This window comes from Bacteriovorax sp. PP10 (genome assembly GCF_035013165.1).
GTDB lineage: Bacteria > Bdellovibrionota > Bacteriovoracia > Bacteriovoracales > Bacteriovoracaceae > Bacteriovorax > Bacteriovorax antarcticus.
On sequence record NZ_JAYGJQ010000001.1, the window covers coordinates 1,361,048 to 1,377,270 of the forward strand.

Genomic DNA, 16,223 nt, shown 5'->3' on the forward strand with positions numbered 1-16,223 from the left:
AAAAATGAAAACAATTTTAATTACACTTTCTCTAATGGCTTCAATTGTTTCAGCGCAAGCTTATGCAAATAGCGATGCATTCTCTGCAAATACGGCAGCAGTTACATTCTCTCCATTGCTTCCTTTTGTTGGAACAACCGCTCTATCAACTATGCTTTCATCGGATACAAATGTTCATAAAGAAGCACTTCAAATTATGAAAGAAGGACAAGAGTATTATCAAACAGGTGATATGGGGATTCTAATTGGAAGTAAAGTTGAGCAACTTCAAGAAGAGCAAGACATGTCTGATGATGAAGCAGTTGATTCAATCATGAACCAAGCAGCAGCACTTTTAAATTAAAAATTAACTACACCAAAGGAATTTTATGAAAATGTTTTTAATCGCTTTAACACTTATTTCTTCAGTCGTTTCGACTCAAACTCATGCGGCCGCTTTAGTTGCAGTGGGATCAGTTGCATTGACTTCAGGTTCAATGACTTCGTATACAGGAGCTCTTCGTAAAGCTGAATTTATTGCTAACGATGGTTTAGAATATTATAATTCTGGAACTTTATCTCCAGAGCTTGCTGATGCAGTAAGAAATGTTTTAGAGATTCAACCAGAGATGTCTCAAAATGAAGCTGTCGATTTATTAATGAATGAAGCTTCGGATCTTTTAAAGTAATTAGTATTCATCATATGACGATGGCCTTGAGAGCTGCTCTAGATAATAGATCTGCTCTCGAAGGTCATTGATTTGTCCTTCCCAATAAGAAGGGGACTCAAAGAATGGAAATGCATTCTTAAAAGCTGGGTCATCAAAACGTTTTGCAATCCACGCCGAGTAATTAATCATTCGTAGTGTTCTTAAAACTTCTGTTAAACGAAGCTCTTCATAATTAAAATCCCTCATCGAAGTGTAACCTTCTAAAAGAGTATTTCTTAAATTGTCTGCGTATTCATCGCGACCAGGAAGAAGTAGCCACATATCCTGAACAGCAGGACCCATGACCATATCGTCGAAGTCGATTAAATTGAAAACATCGCCACGTTTTAAAATATTTCCAAGATGACAGTCACCGTGAATGCGAATGTTCGTTACATTTTTAAATGAGTCTTTCGTAAGATTATAAATCGTCTCTAGTACAGTTTTGTAACTAAGCTCGTAATGAGCGGGAACGATTTTTTGTCCGATCAGATAATCCAGATTGGATTTCAAATAGACTTCAGGATTGATGGTTAATCGGTGAGGAGCATTCTTCATTGAACCGACATTGTGAAGACGAGCAAGCAGGCGTCCTACTTGTTCCATTTCTTCTGTCGTGAATTCATCGGGAGCGCGTCCACCTTGTTTCGGGAAGAGCGTGTAGTAAAGCTCAGGATCGGGAAGAGTGAAGAGCGTTTTCTCTTCAAACTGAATTGGTGCGATCACCGGAACTTCAAATTCAGTCAGATCCAATAAGAAGTCGTGCTCCTCTTGGATCTGCTGCTTAGTCCATCTGCCAGGACGATAAAATTTTATGATTTTTGAATGGTCGCTTGGATTGTCTGAATCACTTTCAATTTCCACTTCATAAACGCGATTTTCCATCGAGTTCATGGCCATGACTCTTCCAGTGGTTCTAAAGCCTAATTTTTCAACCGTATCTAAAACCAAATCCGGGTTTAGTTCGAAGAAAAATTGTGTGGCATTTGTGCCCCAAAGGTTTGTAGTCACGAAGCTCCTAGTGAATCATATGGTAAACTTCAAGCATCTCTTTATTCAGAAGTTCCATTTTCTTTGGAACATCCGGGTGATTAACATCTGATTGATTCAGAAGGTAATTTTCAGGACCTTTTGGTTTTACCATGAACTTTGATTGCCAGATATTACTTTGAGGCATGTTGATGTCTGCAGAGTAAATGAATTCAGCTTTGATTTCTGGCTTAATGAAATCCTGGATTGAGTTGAATGGTTGATCGTTGTAAATCTTCTTCCCATTTTCTGTACGAGCGTAACCACGAACAACGTAGTCTACGTATACAACGTCACATTCGAAAGATTCGAATAGATAGTTGATTGCGTTTAATGGAATAATTTCTCCACAAGTTGCTACGTCGATGTCTACTCTGAATGAGCAGATCCCATCTGGATCAGCAGCATCTGGGTATGTGTGAGCAGTGATGTGTGATTTATCTAAGTGAGCACTTACCTGAACAGAAGGGATCGGCTCTCCGCCACCCTTAATGTCAGACATAAGCACCATTGTTGAAGCTCCAACCGGATCATAGTCCTGAACAGAAACGGCAAGAATATTAGCTTCGATGATTTCTACAATCTTCTTTGAGATTTCAGCGATTCTATTAGCGTTATATTTATCGTGAATGTAATTTACGTACTGTGCCTTTTGCTCGTCATTTAGAGCAATACAAAAGTCGTAAAGGTTGAAGCTTAAAATCTTCGTCAGATTGTTGAATCCAGAGATTTTAATTTTTTCAGAAGGTGCGATTTTAGATTGAAACATAAGACCAATTTTCCTATCAAAAAAGTATTGCGTAATTAAATTTCACGAACTATCTATGTGTCACAGAATACATTGTGTGACAATGCTTATCAGCACATCTGATAGCTATTTGACCAAGAATTGGAGACTTATGACAACTGAAATCAACGAAAAAAACCTAAATGAATTGTTAATCGAAAAGGATTGGTATTCTGAGCGCTATTTTCACAAGAATGTGGCCACTTCTTTCAAAATAAAATCCATTTTGCACTCTGAAAAGAGCCAGTACCAGAAAATCGACGTTCTTGACACATACGGTGTAGGACGCTTGTTACTTCTAGACGGAAAAACTATGGTTTCTGACCATGATGAATTCGTGTACCACGAAGTTATGGGTCACATACCATCAATGGTTCACCCAAAAATTAAAAATGTTCTAATCATCGGTGGTGGTGATGGGGGGATCGTTCGCGAGTTCGTAAAGCACCCTGAAATTGAAAGAATCGACCTTGTTGAAATCGACGAGAGAGTTATCGAAGTTTCTAAAAAATATTTCCCTGACTGTACTTCTGGTCTTTCTGATAAACGTGTAAACGTTCTTCCACAAGATGGTGTTGAGTACATTAAGTCATTCAAGAATTTCTTTGATGTAATTATTATCGATTCAACTGACCCAGAAGATTTTGCTGCTGGATTGTTCACTCAAGAGTTTTATAAGCACGTGAGTGATGCTCTAACAGATAACGGAATCATGATGGCACAAACTGAAAACCCATTCTACGATGAGTATGGGATTAAGTCGTTCTACGATAACCTTCGTAACGTTTACCCGGTTGTTAAGTCTTTCACAGGGCCAATGCTAATTTACCCAGGAGTATTCTGGACGTTTGCTTACGCTTCTAAAGGACTTGTTCCTACAACTCTTAACGAGTCTAAGATGCCTTTCATGAAGGAGCTTGAGAAGTCGCTTAAGTGGTACAATATGGATTGGCATAAAGGTGCCTTCAATATTTCGAACATTCATAAAAAAGTTACTGGTTGTTAATATGAAAGGGTCCCGATTGGGGCCCTTTTTTTTACCAAAAAATTCTAAACAATATTATTGCAATTAGAATATCTATTCCAGTTTTTGAGATGACTTCTTCCTTGAACATATCTTAATCACTTTCCCTCAGATTCCTTAAAAAATGGCCACTTTTCATTGGAGAATAAGTTTTTATTTACTCCCAGAATAGGCAGTAACTACCCGAATACTAGGAAATTAATTTACCGTTTAATATTATTTAGAGAGTCACGATAAAGTGTTTAGATGGTTATTTGAATGAGGACTGTAATCTATTATGAGTTCAACGAAAGAGTTAAATAAAAGTTGGCACTATAAGCAATTTTTAATTGCAGCTGTTTTGTTTTTGTTTGTAGGTTGTATTGAAAAAAGTTCTCTTGAGGTAAGTTCTAACAAAGTAAAAAAATCTGAAAATCTAAACGTTACTGTTTCTAATATCCAAATCATTAATCATCAAATCGTACTTACTGGAACACACTTAGATAGTGTGACGACTTTCAATGTGAAAGAAGGGGCCACGGTAACGAATCTTCAGATAGAGTCTAAATCTGCAACATCAATTGTTGCCAATACATTAATGAATGTAACTTTTGCTGCCGGAAAGATTTTTGATTTTATTTTATCGAGTGCCAGTGCTTCATCAACTTTCACAATTAATTTTTCTCTTTGTGATTCTACTCTTGGTGGAAAAGCTTTTGATTGCTTGACTACACCATTAGATAAGCAAGTTCTCTCTTATGATCAGGTCTCTGGAAAATGGATGCCACGAGATGTGAACGGACTTAGTTATATTGGAACATTTGATGCGAGCACTGGAGCGAATCCCGCCATTAAACCGGCCGGGCAATATTATATTGTAAGCGTGGCCGGTGATATTTATACAAGTTCAGTTATCCTGGGTATTGGAGACTGGATTGTTTCTAACGGAACCATATGGCAAAAAATAGATAACAGTACAGTGATCACTTCCGTCTTTGGAAGAACGGGTGTGGTAAGCGCTATAAAAGGTGATTACACTCTCACGAAACTTGCTGACGTTGATGTGACAACAATCACACCATTAAGTGGTGATGTCTTAAAATTTGATGGAACTAATTGGGTTCCAGGTGTTGTGAGTGGAGGCGGTGGCGGAACAGTGACAGCGGTATCGGGAACACCACCGATTGCGAGCACTGGAGGAGCGACTCCAGCGATTTCTATTTCACAGGCAACGACTACGACTGATGGATATTTATCTTCAGCAAATTGGAATACATTTAATAATAAAGAACCGGCCATTACCGCACAGGGCACGACGAAGTTTTTTAGAGGCGATAAAACATTTGTCACTCTTGATACGAGTCTCGTTCCTGAAAATACTAATTTGTATTTTACAGATGCCAGAGCGATAGCAGCACCGATTACAGCACCGACATTAACGAACTCGGCAATCGCCACAAGTGATACGATTCAAGTGGCCCTTGGGAAATTACAAGCTCAACTCAACAATACTTTAAGTCTTGCCCTTACCGGATTATCAACTGCAACCAGTTCAGCAATCACTGCAGCTGATTCTATCCTGATAGCACTTGGGAAATTACAAGCACAAATTACCACTACCGATGGAAGTTATGTGGCAAAGGCCGGAGGAAGCACTCTGGCGGGTACAACAACTCTTACGGGAGTGATTAACGTTTCAACGGGGCTGGGAAGAATTACAGTTGTAGATTCGCCGGCCATTGCAACTGATGTGGCAAATAAAGCTTATGTCGACAATGCAACGAGCTTGCAGAGACCGAGCTCTTATTCTCCGTCGTGTCCGACAAATTATATTTCAGTGCCGGCGATCCCTTATTATCCAGGCCCGAGTTTTTGTGTGATGAAATATGAAGCAAAAACGGGATCGAATGTCGTTGCTGCTACGACTGCAGCAGCAGGCACACCGGTAGCGACTATCAATAGAAATAATGCACGAACGTCTTGTCGCTTAATCGGAGCAGGATACGATCTTATTTCAAATGCCCAGTGGCAAACGATTGCCAGAAATATTGCCGATCAACCAAGCAACTGGAGTACAGGAACAGCTTATTCAGGAGAGCTTAATCGTGGGCACTCAGATGGCACACCAGCAAGTAAATTAGCTGCTTCAACTGATAACGATGGTTGTAGTGGGACAGGACAAACTTGTTCAGATGTTGTTTGGGATTCTCAACGAAGAACAAACACTCTTTCAAACGGAGAAGTGATTTGGGATATGGGTGGAAATCTTCTTGAATGGGTAAGTGACAATAATGTGATCTCTCAAGGCGCAGGTGATTATACTTCAATGCTGAATGCGGGAGATAATAAGCAAATCAGATATGGAAATGATCAGTTTTGTGGAACTCCTACGGTTTCACCTTACTGCGGGATGGGATTTGGAAATGTGGGAGGTACATCTGGTGCAGTTCTTCGTGGGGGCTATCTCAGTGATGGTGACCTTGCCGGTGTGTTTGCTACGCTTATGAATTATACTCCTACTGACACTGATGCGGCGGTTGGCTTTCGTTGTGTTTTCATCCCTTAATTTCTTTACTGTCTAAAGTTTAAACACCTGTCGGTCCGCTGACAATAAAACTCAATAAAACCCCTTGAAACCATTCTAATTCTACTAGGCAGCCCTTTTGCAATGCTGACTACAGTAGGCTAGAAAAAATACACCCGAGCTGCGTCTTGATTGAGACCAACGCCAGTCTGTATTAGTTTGTAGTCAACACAACAACAGATTTCTACGGAAGTAACTTATGAAGACAGCAAGTTTTAAACAATTCACAACAACACTAATGCTTATTGGGACAATGAGCTTTTCATCAGTGATTTATGCTGAAGAAGTGGCGTTGCCAGTTATTTCGAAGCCTGCAATCCTTCAAGAGGGGACTCAAAGAGAATTATCAGCAGCTCAGATTGCTGAACTTCTTCCTTGGGCGAAAAACTCTAAAAGTTTTCTAGTTGATCTATTAGACAGTATTCAAAATATGACTGCTACTGATCAAGTAGAAAGAATGGTTGAAGGAATTAAAAGTGTAGTAAGTGAAAGCGCTCCTAAAAATTCAGAGCTTTTAATGAGATATGCGCTAAACCGTAGTTTAGTTTTAAGCGAAACACTTTCAAAAGAAATGGGATCAGATGAAGTTGGGACTATCGATGCGAAGGTTAGAGTTTTAAAACTTTCAATCAATATGGCCTTAAAATATTACGATGCTGATATGGAGACAATGTCGAAAAAAGCACCAACGAACTTTGCTGAGTTTGGTATTCAGTATTTTAGTTTTTTAAGTGAAGTTAATAAATCTATTTTCGATGCATCAGCTCAATACACAATTCAAAGAACATCTTTAGAATGGTTACAGTGGGATTTATACCGCGATCTTAATAACGCTGGTTACGCACCTCAGATCGTAAAGATTAATAATAATCTTAAAGTTTTTCCTGCGAAAAAGATTACAGATGCGCAGGCAATTAATTATATCCGTCAAATGAAACAAGTAACGAATAACTTGAACTTAAACGTGATTAGAAAAAAATCTGAGCAAGAGTCAGTTGATAGACCATCATCTTCAGATGGTACTTTTCTTGGAATGGCCAAAGAGAGTTTACTTGCTTGTGTTAATTTAAAATCGAAAACCTATGATAGCACACAGGCGTTAAATGAGTGTAGTTCTGAAATTAAGCGTAGCGGTTTTGATTATAGCGCTGATAATTTTTCACAATGTTTTACCTATGTAAACCAATCATTGCGTGCAGCTGAATCTGTAGATACTTGTACGGCAATAATTAAGTCATCAACTGTAGATTTTAGCGATAAGAATTTTCAAGAATGCCACAGACTTGTTAACAAAACGCTTAGCTCAATAGATTCTGTTAAGTCATGTCTCTCTTATGGAAATAAAGTGGATTTTCTAAGTGCTAATTTTCAAGGGTGCTACACTCTAAAAAATCGAACTCTCACTTCCAATGATACTATTAAATATTGTGTAGGGGCCGTAAAGAATGTATTCAATTTCACTGATGCTAGCTTTCTTGCCTGTCATGGTTTTGTTAGTAAATCATTAACATCAAGTGAGTCTGTTGATATGTGTATTGATTTTTCCAAGAAGACGAATGTTGATTTTACAAGTGGTGAATTTCAGCAGTGTTATACGATGCTAAATGGAAGTTCTACAAGTGTTGATTCAGTCAAAGGCTGTGTTAAAATGATGGACAAATAATTAAAGAGAATAGCGATACCTTTTATATATTACGATTGGAGATTTTATGAACTTTAAAAAAATGACACTTCTTCTAGCTTTATCAGTTTTAAGCTCAAGCGCATTTGCTGGATTTTTAAAAGACGGTGGATATCTTGGAGCACATAACGGCAAGGATAAAGTTAACCTTTTAGTTAAGCCAGCTCCAGGACGCGAAGGATCTTTCTTTGCTGTTCTCATGAAGGACGAAAAGAAGATTTCTTTATACTTAGTAGATGAAATCAACTCAAGCTCATACTCAATGACTCCACTTGAAGTAACAAAAGATGGAGAGATTGGTGTGGTGAATGATGACCCAAGTCTGGTTATTTCTTCAGCTAAAAATAACAAAGGACAAGATGTATTTAAGATCATGAGTGCAAATTCATCGAACAATAGCGGTTTCTCAGGATACTTTGAATTTGATGGACAAGCTTCAAAAGTAGAATGGCTTGATATTGAAGGTGGAGAATACAAAACGGCTGAAACAAAAAATGCACTTCAAATTTCTCAAGTTGATTCAAAAGAAAGAGAAGCAACAGCTGTTTTTTTAACAAAAGATATTAACGGGACATTTACTCTAAGAGAAAAATTCCCTTCAATGTATTTAATTAACCAAAACTCTGTTTTGGCCACTGGAACAAAGAAAAATCAATTGCCAAGTGCGATTGGCGTTTTCTTGCAGAAATCAGGAATGTTTGGTGGTAAGTCGATAGAAATGATTTTAATCAATCCTAAGAATGATAGTGATTTAAAAACATTTACTCGTAAATAAAATATAATGGCCCCTTGTGGGGCCTTTTTTAAGTATCAACAAAAATCAAAATTTCTTTTTTTCTCTTCATCGTATCTTCATATCCAAGCTCAACAACTTGCTGAGTGTAAGAAGAGTCAAAGGCCAAGTAACTTAATAAATCCAAACCAGATCTTCCAGTTATCCCAATACTCTTTAAAAAGTATCTTAAAAGTGTCGGCATTTTTTCATCTAGTTTCGCTGTCATTTCTCCTAAATCTCTCGAGGGGATTAGAGAAAGAATTGGAATGTTTTTTCTAGGAGATTTTTCTCCCATTATCTTTACCAGTAAATTCATTTTTTCCAACATTTCTAAATCAGCTTCTAAAGAGTCTAGAAAAATAGCATTCATCATAACCCCACCAATTTGACTAATCTGAGGCATCGCATTTGGAGTGAGACTCATTTCTATAATTTGATTCATGGATCTGGGGGACCTGATCCCGATAGCTATTATCTTGGTTGCACCTAAATGAATAGCAGGTGAAAGTGGAGTGGTCTGGCGAATACAGCCATCACCATAATAGCTTTCATTGATTTTAGCTGGGGGGAAAAAAAGCGGAATGGCAGAGGAGCCCATGACATGATCAACGCCAAGTTCACCCCGGATGGCAAACCTTGAAGGCTTGGACCATAAAGGGATTTTTTTATCACCATCAAAAAAGACGACGCTGGAGCCGGAATAATAATTAGTGGTGGATAGTGCAACAGAAGAAAGAAGTTTGGATTCAATTAAAAGTCTTATTTCTCCAAAATCAATTTCACGTGATAATAATTTTTTAAGAGGAGCAGTATTTAAAATACTATTAAAGTTTCCTATGTTGGTGCTTTTAAAAATGGTGTCCTTAAGCCAGCTGGTTCCAAGTTTCGTCATGGTGAAGTGATCCATATCAAAAACATCTTCCGGATAAATTCTTTGCCAGAAATCTGAAAGGTATTGAGTGGCACTACCCCAATCTCGTGCAGCACTCGAAAGAAAAGTAGCATTGATGGCACCGGCAGAATTGCCCGTGATGATATCAAAAAGGTTTTGATCTTTTTTTATAATTTCATAAAGTGCTCTGACTGCACCTGCCTGGTAACACGCACGGGCCCCACCCCCATTTAAGACAAGTGCTAATTTGTCGCGCATGACGTATTACTGCTATCCCCACAATGTTTGCAAACTGCGCTGATGAGAGCGTCGAAGTTAATGGGCTTGGGGATGTAGCCATCAGTCTTGGGAGAATTTTTTGAATCACCGATGGCCGTTACGACAACGATAGGAATTGAAGAGAGCATGATATCTTTATTAATTTCTTCAACGAACTCCCAGCCATTCATAACCGGCATCATTAAATCCAGAAGAATGAGACAAGGTGTAGGAATTTTTCCCAGCTGATCAATGGCCTCTTTGCCGTTATCGGCAGTGAAGACGCTGTATCCCTCATTTTCCAGTGTGGCCTTCAAGCTTTCCTGGATATCAATATTATCTTCCACTACAAGAATACTTTTATAGTTCGGATTTACTTCGTTGTTAGTTTGGTCCATAAAATTCTCACTTTCCTAATTAAGGTTGAGTTCAGTAATTTTTTCTATAAGAGGAAACTCGAGGACAAATTTTGTATGAGGGTCTATTTGTTCAATATGGAATCGTCCGAAATTTTCTTCGATAATTCCCTGAGAAACGGAAAATTGTTTGGGATCAATCTCTTTAGGTTTGTCTGCACAGTTAGAAATATAGATTTTAATAACATGTCCTTGTTCATGTCCGATGAGCTGCACCCAACTGTCGCGCATGGTATGAACTTCGTCGTATGCATTATTGAGTAGGGTGACAAAAACCTGAGTCAATTGAGTTTCACGGCATTTGATCGTAACGTCCTCGGAAAGCTTTATATCAAGCCTTACCCCATGAACGCGGAATCGTTCTTTACAGAGTCCCACTGCTGTATCAAGAACCTTATTAAGGGGAATTTCTAAAAATGGCTCATTCTCAGTATTGCGGGCAAATACGGTCAAGCCTTTAGTTGTTTTGATTAGTCTGTTTATAGACTCTTCAACGTTAAAGATTTTTTTCTTAATTTCCTCTGGCTGCATGTTCTCTTTTTCGAGTTGACCCTGAATGTTTGAAATATGCCCGGCCATGATCGCCAGTTCACTATGGATAGCGTAGGCGATTCCGCTGGTCATTTCGCCAATAGTATAGACTTTCGAAGAGTGAATCAAATCGAGCTCTTCAGCACGGTAATCAGTGATATCACGAGCGGTAAAATAGACGAGATTAGTTTCCTTATCGGGAACTACAACCCAGTCAAAGACGCGGTAATCACCGGCCTTGGTCTTATAGCGATTGATAAAGTGAACAGAATCTTTTTTTTCTAATGCTTGTTTTAATTCTATCTGCGTGAGCTCGACATCTTCAGGATGAATAAAATTGATAAATTTTTGCGAGACGATTTCTTTAAAACTATGTCCGAGCACTTCCTGAAAACGTGGATTAATTTTTTTAAAGTATCCTTCTTTATTGGTGATGACGGTGAGATCATGAGAGATATTAAAGAGCAACTGAACTTGTTTAAGGTCGTTGAGATTTTTCTTGGTTTCAGTAATATCAGTAAAGGTGCTTATCAACTGAGTCATCTTATTTTTTTCTTTATCAAAGATGGGAACTGAATTGAGGGATATCCAGCGCATCTCTCCGTCTAATCGAAAAATACTTAAGATAATATTTCTTTGGGTTTGTCCCGTTTGTAGGGACTTCATACCAATATGATTTTTACCAGGAAAAATTTTATCGGGTATTTGAATGTCTACATAATCTTGAAGTAGTAAATGAGCTTCCGTCACTCCTAAGATATCGAGAGCGGCCTGATTAAATTGAATAATTCTTCCATCGCCATCTTGAAGGATCATTCCTTCAACCATGCTTTGGAGTAGAAGAGCATTGAGATTTGTACTTGCTTCTATCGCAGATTGTTTTTCGGTTGTTGACATTAAAGCTCCCAGGTAAACAAATACAAGGACACTCTGAATTTTAGTTCAACATGATGAGCAGGTGCTGTCAAATTTGTGAGGTAGGCCAATTGATTGAAAGAGTCGGGAAGTGGCGCGTAGATAAAAAAAAACGGCCTTAATTATCTCTAATCAAGACCGCATTAAAAAACTTATTTTATAAACTATTCAGTTACAACTAAGATTCTTGAAACAACAGCTGTTCCACCGCGAGAAACTAGCTCGATTGAGTCTGTGTAATCTTCAACAGTCACGAAGTAACTTGGGTCACGTCCTGGAACGTAGATTGTTCCTTTCACATCACCGTTAACTACGACGTCAAACATCGCATCGTTTCTTACGCCTTCAGCGCTGATGATTAGCTTTTTAATATATCTTGCACCATTAAGTCTTACTTGTTGAGTTGTCCCAGCGTAAAGAGTCACTGAACCTCTTAGAGCGTCTGTTGTACGAGCTTCTGGTTGAGAGTATCCACCAGTGTTGTCTCCGTATCCACCGATTCCACCGCACTCACGTACAGAAGCTTGAGTCGCAGCTTTTACAGCTCCCACTAATTCCTGAACGGCCATGTATTCGTCAGCGTATGTGCTTCTTGTAGAAAGATATAAAGCGATATCTGCAGACACCTGGTCAAGACGATCAATTGTACAAGCGTATCTTGAAGCGAAGATTGATTCGCTTAAGTCATTGGCCATTGCCGCTGTTGTTACTTTTAATGCTGTTAAAAGAAGAGTCGGTGATCCGATTGGATAGATTGTCGCTCTTCTTCCTTCATTCGCAGTTGTACTCATAGTGCTTAAGACCATGCTTACTTGCTCTTGAGCGAAGTTCACAAATAGTTTTTCGAACTGAACGTTGCTCGTACTGATTGCTGAGAACCCTCTACCTGTCTGGAAGTATGGGATGTCCAGACGGTTAGAAACATTTTCTACGAATAGAAAGTAGTTGAATAAAAAGTTGTTGATCGTTCTTACTTTTTGTCTGCTGTTTTCAGTTGCTTTTAAGTTCTCAAGTAGAACAAGTCCGCGCTTGATTGCTTTAGATGTAAGAGTTGATCCATAGGCCGGTTGAATTCTGGCAGCAGCATTTCTCAATCCATTTTCCAGGATAGCAGCTGAGCGCTCGTGGTTACCAGCTTGAGATTCAATCTCAGCAAGACGGTAAGCAGATTTTAAAACTTGTAAACGGTCTCTGCAGAAGCTTGATACTGATCCGTAGTCTTCTCTAGACTCAATTGTCCCAACTCCATTGTCTCTTGCCATAACAGGTGCTGCTGCCATTAATCCTACAAGGCCCAAAATCATAAGTGTGTTTTTCATGTCGTACTCCAAAAAAAGTTGCATTTGTTGTTGAACTGTTTTTACCAATTCCTGCAACTTTTACAATCTAAGAAGTACATACTTGAATTTTTTGAGCTGACGTCAGTCAGCACTAGTTCCTGCGTAATTTCACGAGGATAATGTCATATAAAGCAGGGTTTGAAGGCGTTGATTCTGAAACTCCAAAAGGGAAGTCTGTTTCTGCAAAATAAATTGCACAATTTTTACATTCACCTTTTTGTAAAATATATTTTTTTAGTGGCATTCTAAAAGAACTTAAAACAGGAAGATCCTGGATTGTTGATTTTAAATCTGACGGTGAAATAGTCTCAGTAAATTTCGGAGTGATCACACTCGGATAAAGGAAGAATTGCTCTCTTGATTCTTTATTGGCAAATTGAAATTGATTGTGAGCTTTTGCCACTTCAAATGTAATTGCACTCTCTGTAAAGTCTTTGCATTCAGGTTTTGCCAGATTCATCTCAGTTAAAATAGCATCAATTAAAAATGATCCTTTTACACCAGTGTGAGATTGTCCCGCTGCGAGTTTCCAAAAAAGATTATCTTTTCCACAGTGAGTGTACAGGTAATAAAAATAAAGTTGGTTATGACCGTATTGTGCTGGATCGTTATTTTCTACGTCGTACGTTCTTAAAAGAGGAGTCATTGGATTTTGAATTGCCGCTGCTGTATTTCTTCCATTCAACTCATTTGTCGTGATGAATTCGAAAACCTGTGCCATTCCTTCGCGAACCCATGCCGCTTCATCAGGATTGATCTGGTAATGAATCGCATGAAAAATTTCGTGAGCAAGCAGCGCCTTAATTCCGTTTGAATAAACCTGTACCAATTGAATAGAAATTTTATGTTCACCAGAGTCTTGAGGAACAAAGAGTCCATCGCGCCCTGGTTTATCAGTAAAAGAAATATTAATTTTTAAGTCGATTGTCTGGTCTATAAGATCGGCAGGAATTTTGGTTTTAACTTGAAGCTCGATAAATTCATTGAGCTCCTGAATTTTTTGAATCAATTTGTTTTTTTGGTCTTCACTCATTTTTGAGTAAACCGTTTTATCAATTCCGAATGTCGCCAGATTGCCAGTAGCAGACGCAGTCTGGAATGACATAAATAATGCCATTGCCACTGCATAAAGAATTGATTTAAAGAGTTTCATAGACCCCAGTTTAGCTGGGAATAGGGCAAAATTAAGAAGGCCTGGTAAGATTTACCAGGCCCTTATAAAAGTGATTAAATTTTAGACATTATTAAAGGCAAGCGTCTGCTGAAGTTAAGCTTCTAGAAATGCGTTTAAGTTCTTTAGCTGTGTAATCCAGGGCCTGTTTCTCGTCTTCGAACATTTCCATATTACCCTGATCATATGCTCCCAGGGTGTCTGTAAACATGTTTAAATCACTAATAGCGCAGCTAAAGCGGTAGTTCCAAAGGGACTCGTCCAGATCCTTTGCTGTTCCAGCAGCTAGAGTTAAAGCAACTTTGATGACTGAGCGGGCGTCGCCCACTGGAACGGTCTGAGTTCTGTTTCCAATTCTGACCTCTTTTACAAGATTATCTAAAATCCAGTTAAGTTGTGAGCTGGCATAAGTTACAAATGTTTCTTCGAAGCGAGCTGCTCTCTCATCCATGTTAGATGTGCTTGCGTTCAGGTATGGGATCTGACCGCCAAGGTCTAAATTCTTAGCAACTACTTCAATCATGAAGTCGTAGTAAGAGTTAAGTACGTTGTTTGCGACCATCGCTTTTCTTTCCGGATTTCCACCAAGACCATCTCCCAAGTGGGTAGAGATTGTTAAACCTCTAACTAAACTCTTATGCAGGAAAGATTCTTTTGCGCCTGATCCGTTTGTTAAAGCTTGTTCAATACCACTAGCTAAAAGCTTGTTTGCGATATTGTAGTCACCAGTGTTATCCAGTTTTAAGCGGGCCCTTTCTTTATAGTTTCTTAGAAGACTTGTTTGTCCTTTACACCATGTTGCCAGGTATTCAGAACCAACGTTACCACCACCGATATTTGATCCAGATCCTTTAGAAACTCTCTCTGAGCTTTCGCGTTCAACAACTCTTGCGTTTGCTGTGACTGTTGTTCCAAGTGCTAGTGTTAAGATAAGTAATGCTGTTTTCATAAATGCTCCAAATAGTATTTTAAAAATTATTCAATGTTTGTAATGTGGTTTAACTGAATCCCTAGGTTTAATACGCAGTCAACTTTATCAGTTGTCGTCGCATATTTATTAAGGATGTGCTCTCTAAAAGCTTTAATCTCTTCTCTGATTAAATCAAAGTTTGCTTTGTCAGTTGCTAAAACTACGCAGCTTGCAGAGCGGTTTTCATAAGCATCTTCGCTTAGTGAGTCTTTTGCTTTATCTAAAAATTGAGAGTGAAGAGCATTTACTACAGTGTAGTTCATAGAAGAGTCAGTGAAGTTAATCAGCTGATCAGCTAGAACTAAAGTACCTTTTTCATTGCGCTCTAATAGACCTAACTTAATAAGGTCATTAATAGCTTCAACGATTTCTTTTTTAGAAACTTTATTTTTAAGTTTTTTAGAAATGTAATCGAAGTCTTCTCTGAAACTATCAAGAGACACTAGTTCTCTGATTGCTACCATGTACCAGTTAGTGAAATAGTTATACTGAGATCTTAAAAGTTCGAACGCTTCTGAAGTTTTTCCCTTCATGTTTTTATTGATGCGTTCAAAGTACAGAGACTTTTCTTTTTCAGTTGTTGCCTGGTTATAGTGAACAAGGTTTTCAAAGTGAAAAGTTTCTTTTTCATTTAGCTTTAATGTTTTAGCAAAACCTAAAATTGTAGAAGAAGAAAGGTTTCTCTTTCCACTCATAATAAGGTTGAAGTATCCGCGAGAGTTTTCTCCAAAACCTGCCTGACGTACATAAGCTGTCGCCGAGTATTTTGGATTTCTCGTCTGGATGTGTGCCAGAGAGTCAGAAAGGAAGGCCCTGTAGTCTACGTACTCGTAAATCGAGGGCTTCTCATTCTTGGGGGCAGCAGTGGGGGCCGCTGTATCTTCTATTGGTGTGTTGAATTCTGTGTGTTCCATATAATCTTCTCAAAGTATGTTTGTTTTCTTCATGCAGTTTAGCCCAAGGCCGTATTGTTAAACAGGCTTTGTGTAATTTTTATGGCCTACTGTAGTCTGCACGACACTTTCTGTTAGAATGTAACCAAATCTATTGTTTACATGGACTTAAGCCACTTTAAGGCCGTTCCAGAAGCGGCTCAAAATGAGATTTTTAGCTTTTTATGAAAGATTTTTTGTCGCCTGATGACGAATCAGGCCATTTAGCTTAATAAGGTAGGAGATATTT

The 16,223-nt window shown here is 38.5% G+C and carries 15 protein-coding genes; 6 read left to right on the forward strand and 9 right to left on the reverse strand.

Translation table 11 applies throughout. From position 1 onward, the window contains the following. Window positions 1-4: 4 nt before the first annotated feature. Together SHI21_RS06710 and SHI21_RS06715 are read left to right on the forward strand one after the other, a co-directional pair. The gene (locus SHI21_RS06710; protein WP_323575521.1) at window positions 5-343 is read left to right on the forward strand and encodes a hypothetical protein; all 339 of its coding nucleotides are present in this window, start codon (window positions 5-7) and stop codon (window positions 341-343) included. Between the two features lie 25 nt (window positions 344-368). Then, the gene (locus tag SHI21_RS06715; RefSeq protein WP_323575523.1) at window positions 369-668 is read left to right on the forward strand and encodes a hypothetical protein; all 300 of its coding nucleotides are present in this window, start codon (window positions 369-371) and stop codon (window positions 666-668) included. Here SHI21_RS06715 and SHI21_RS06720 read toward each other — a convergent pair whose 3' ends face one another. After that, the gene (locus SHI21_RS06720; RefSeq protein WP_323575525.1) at window positions 669-1,700 is read right to left on the reverse strand and encodes a serine/threonine protein kinase; all 1,032 of its coding nucleotides are present in this window, start codon (window positions 1,698-1,700) and stop codon (window positions 669-671) included. Window positions 1,701-1,707: 7 nt separating this feature from the next. After that, a complete protein-coding gene (locus SHI21_RS06725) occupies window positions 1,708-2,487 on the reverse strand; it encodes an S-adenosylmethionine decarboxylase (RefSeq protein ID WP_323575526.1) in 780 nt (259 codons plus the stop codon). Window positions 2,488-2,617: 130 nt separating this feature from the next. Between SHI21_RS06725 and speE the strand changes: the two genes are divergently transcribed. The 4 genes from speE to SHI21_RS06745 all read left to right on the forward strand — a co-directional run bounded on the left by speE (window position 2,618) and on the right by SHI21_RS06745 (window position 8,548). Then, on the forward strand, window positions 2,618-3,511 hold the full coding sequence (gene speE, locus SHI21_RS06730; protein WP_323575527.1) for a polyamine aminopropyltransferase: 894 nt from the start codon (window positions 2,618-2,620) through the stop codon (window positions 3,509-3,511). A 295-nt stretch (window positions 3,512-3,806) separates the two neighbouring features. Beyond that, a complete protein-coding gene (locus SHI21_RS06735) occupies window positions 3,807-6,074 on the forward strand; it encodes a hypothetical protein (protein ID WP_323575528.1) in 2,268 nt (755 codons plus the stop codon). A 217-nt stretch (window positions 6,075-6,291) separates the two neighbouring features. Beyond that, window positions 6,292-7,755 (forward strand): hypothetical protein, encoded by a 1,464-nt coding sequence (locus SHI21_RS06740; protein WP_323575530.1) that lies wholly within the window; start codon window positions 6,292-6,294, stop codon window positions 7,753-7,755. 46 nt (window positions 7,756-7,801) lie between these two features. Next, window positions 7,802-8,548 carry a hypothetical protein gene (locus tag SHI21_RS06745; RefSeq protein ID WP_323575531.1) on the forward strand — a complete coding sequence of 249 codons (747 nt, stop codon included), beginning with the start codon at window positions 7,802-7,804 and terminating at the stop codon, window positions 8,546-8,548. 28 nt (window positions 8,549-8,576) lie between these two features. Here the strand turns inward: SHI21_RS06745 and SHI21_RS06750 are convergent, their stop codons facing one another. From SHI21_RS06750 to SHI21_RS06780, 7 genes are all read right to left on the reverse strand, one after another. Further along, window positions 8,577-9,698, reverse strand: a complete 1,122-nt coding sequence (locus SHI21_RS06750; protein ID WP_323575532.1) for a patatin-like phospholipase family protein — start codon at window positions 9,696-9,698, stop codon at window positions 8,577-8,579. Further along, complete coding sequence (locus SHI21_RS06755; protein WP_323575533.1) at window positions 9,683-10,096, reverse strand: response regulator; 414 nt, start codon at window positions 10,094-10,096, stop codon at window positions 9,683-9,685. Before SHI21_RS06755 ends, SHI21_RS06750 begins: the two co-directional genes overlap by 16 nt. A gap of 15 nt (window positions 10,097-10,111) precedes the next feature. Beyond that, on the reverse strand, window positions 10,112-11,542 hold the full coding sequence (locus tag SHI21_RS06760) for a PAS domain S-box protein (protein WP_323575534.1): 1,431 nt from the start codon (window positions 11,540-11,542) through the stop codon (window positions 10,112-10,114). Between the two features lie 182 nt (window positions 11,543-11,724). Further along, a complete protein-coding gene (locus tag SHI21_RS06765; RefSeq protein WP_323575535.1) occupies window positions 11,725-12,879 on the reverse strand; it encodes a hypothetical protein in 1,155 nt (384 codons plus the stop codon). Window positions 12,880-12,991: 112 nt separating this feature from the next. Continuing rightward, complete coding sequence (locus SHI21_RS06770; protein WP_323575536.1) at window positions 12,992-14,053, reverse strand: hypothetical protein; 1,062 nt, start codon at window positions 14,051-14,053, stop codon at window positions 12,992-12,994. 91 nt (window positions 14,054-14,144) lie between these two features. Then, entirely contained in the window at window positions 14,145-15,020 is an 876-nt protein-coding gene (locus tag SHI21_RS06775; RefSeq protein WP_323575537.1) for a hypothetical protein, read from the reverse strand. Between the two features lie 26 nt (window positions 15,021-15,046). After that, the gene (locus SHI21_RS06780) at window positions 15,047-15,955 is read right to left on the reverse strand and encodes a TIGR02147 family protein (RefSeq protein ID WP_323575538.1); all 909 of its coding nucleotides are present in this window, start codon (window positions 15,953-15,955) and stop codon (window positions 15,047-15,049) included. Between the last annotated feature and the right edge of the window lie 268 nt (window positions 15,956-16,223).

Excerpts from the sequence above, each read along its gene's own strand:
- SHI21_RS06710 (WP_323575521.1), top strand. The coding sequence starts at position 5 with ATGAAAACAATTTTAATTACACTTTCTCTAATGGCTTCAATTGTTTCA.
- SHI21_RS06715 (WP_323575523.1), top strand. The coding sequence starts at position 369 with ATGAAAATGTTTTTAATCGCTTTAACACTTATTTCTTCAGTCGTTTCG.
- SHI21_RS06725 (WP_323575526.1), bottom strand. The coding sequence starts at position 2,487 with ATGTTTCAATCTAAAATCGCACCTTCTGAAAAAATTAAAATCTCTGGA.
- speE (WP_323575527.1), top strand. The coding sequence starts at position 2,618 with ATGACAACTGAAATCAACGAAAAAAACCTAAATGAATTGTTAATCGAA.
- SHI21_RS06735 (WP_323575528.1), top strand. The coding sequence starts at position 3,807 with ATGAGTTCAACGAAAGAGTTAAATAAAAGTTGGCACTATAAGCAATTT.
- SHI21_RS06740 (WP_323575530.1), top strand. The coding sequence starts at position 6,292 with ATGAAGACAGCAAGTTTTAAACAATTCACAACAACACTAATGCTTATT.
- SHI21_RS06745 (WP_323575531.1), top strand. The coding sequence starts at position 7,802 with ATGAACTTTAAAAAAATGACACTTCTTCTAGCTTTATCAGTTTTAAGC.
- SHI21_RS06750 (WP_323575532.1), bottom strand. The coding sequence starts at position 9,698 with ATGCGCGACAAATTAGCACTTGTCTTAAATGGGGGTGGGGCCCGTGCG.
- SHI21_RS06755 (WP_323575533.1), bottom strand. The coding sequence starts at position 10,096 with ATGGACCAAACTAACAACGAAGTAAATCCGAACTATAAAAGTATTCTT.
- SHI21_RS06760 (WP_323575534.1), bottom strand. The coding sequence starts at position 11,542 with ATGTCAACAACCGAAAAACAATCTGCGATAGAAGCAAGTACAAATCTC.
- SHI21_RS06765 (WP_323575535.1), bottom strand. The coding sequence starts at position 12,879 with ATGAAAAACACACTTATGATTTTGGGCCTTGTAGGATTAATGGCAGCA.
- SHI21_RS06770 (WP_323575536.1), bottom strand. The coding sequence starts at position 14,053 with ATGAAACTCTTTAAATCAATTCTTTATGCAGTGGCAATGGCATTATTT.
- SHI21_RS06775 (WP_323575537.1), bottom strand. The coding sequence starts at position 15,020 with ATGAAAACAGCATTACTTATCTTAACACTAGCACTTGGAACAACAGTC.
- SHI21_RS06780 (WP_323575538.1), bottom strand. The coding sequence starts at position 15,955 with ATGGAACACACAGAATTCAACACACCAATAGAAGATACAGCGGCCCCC.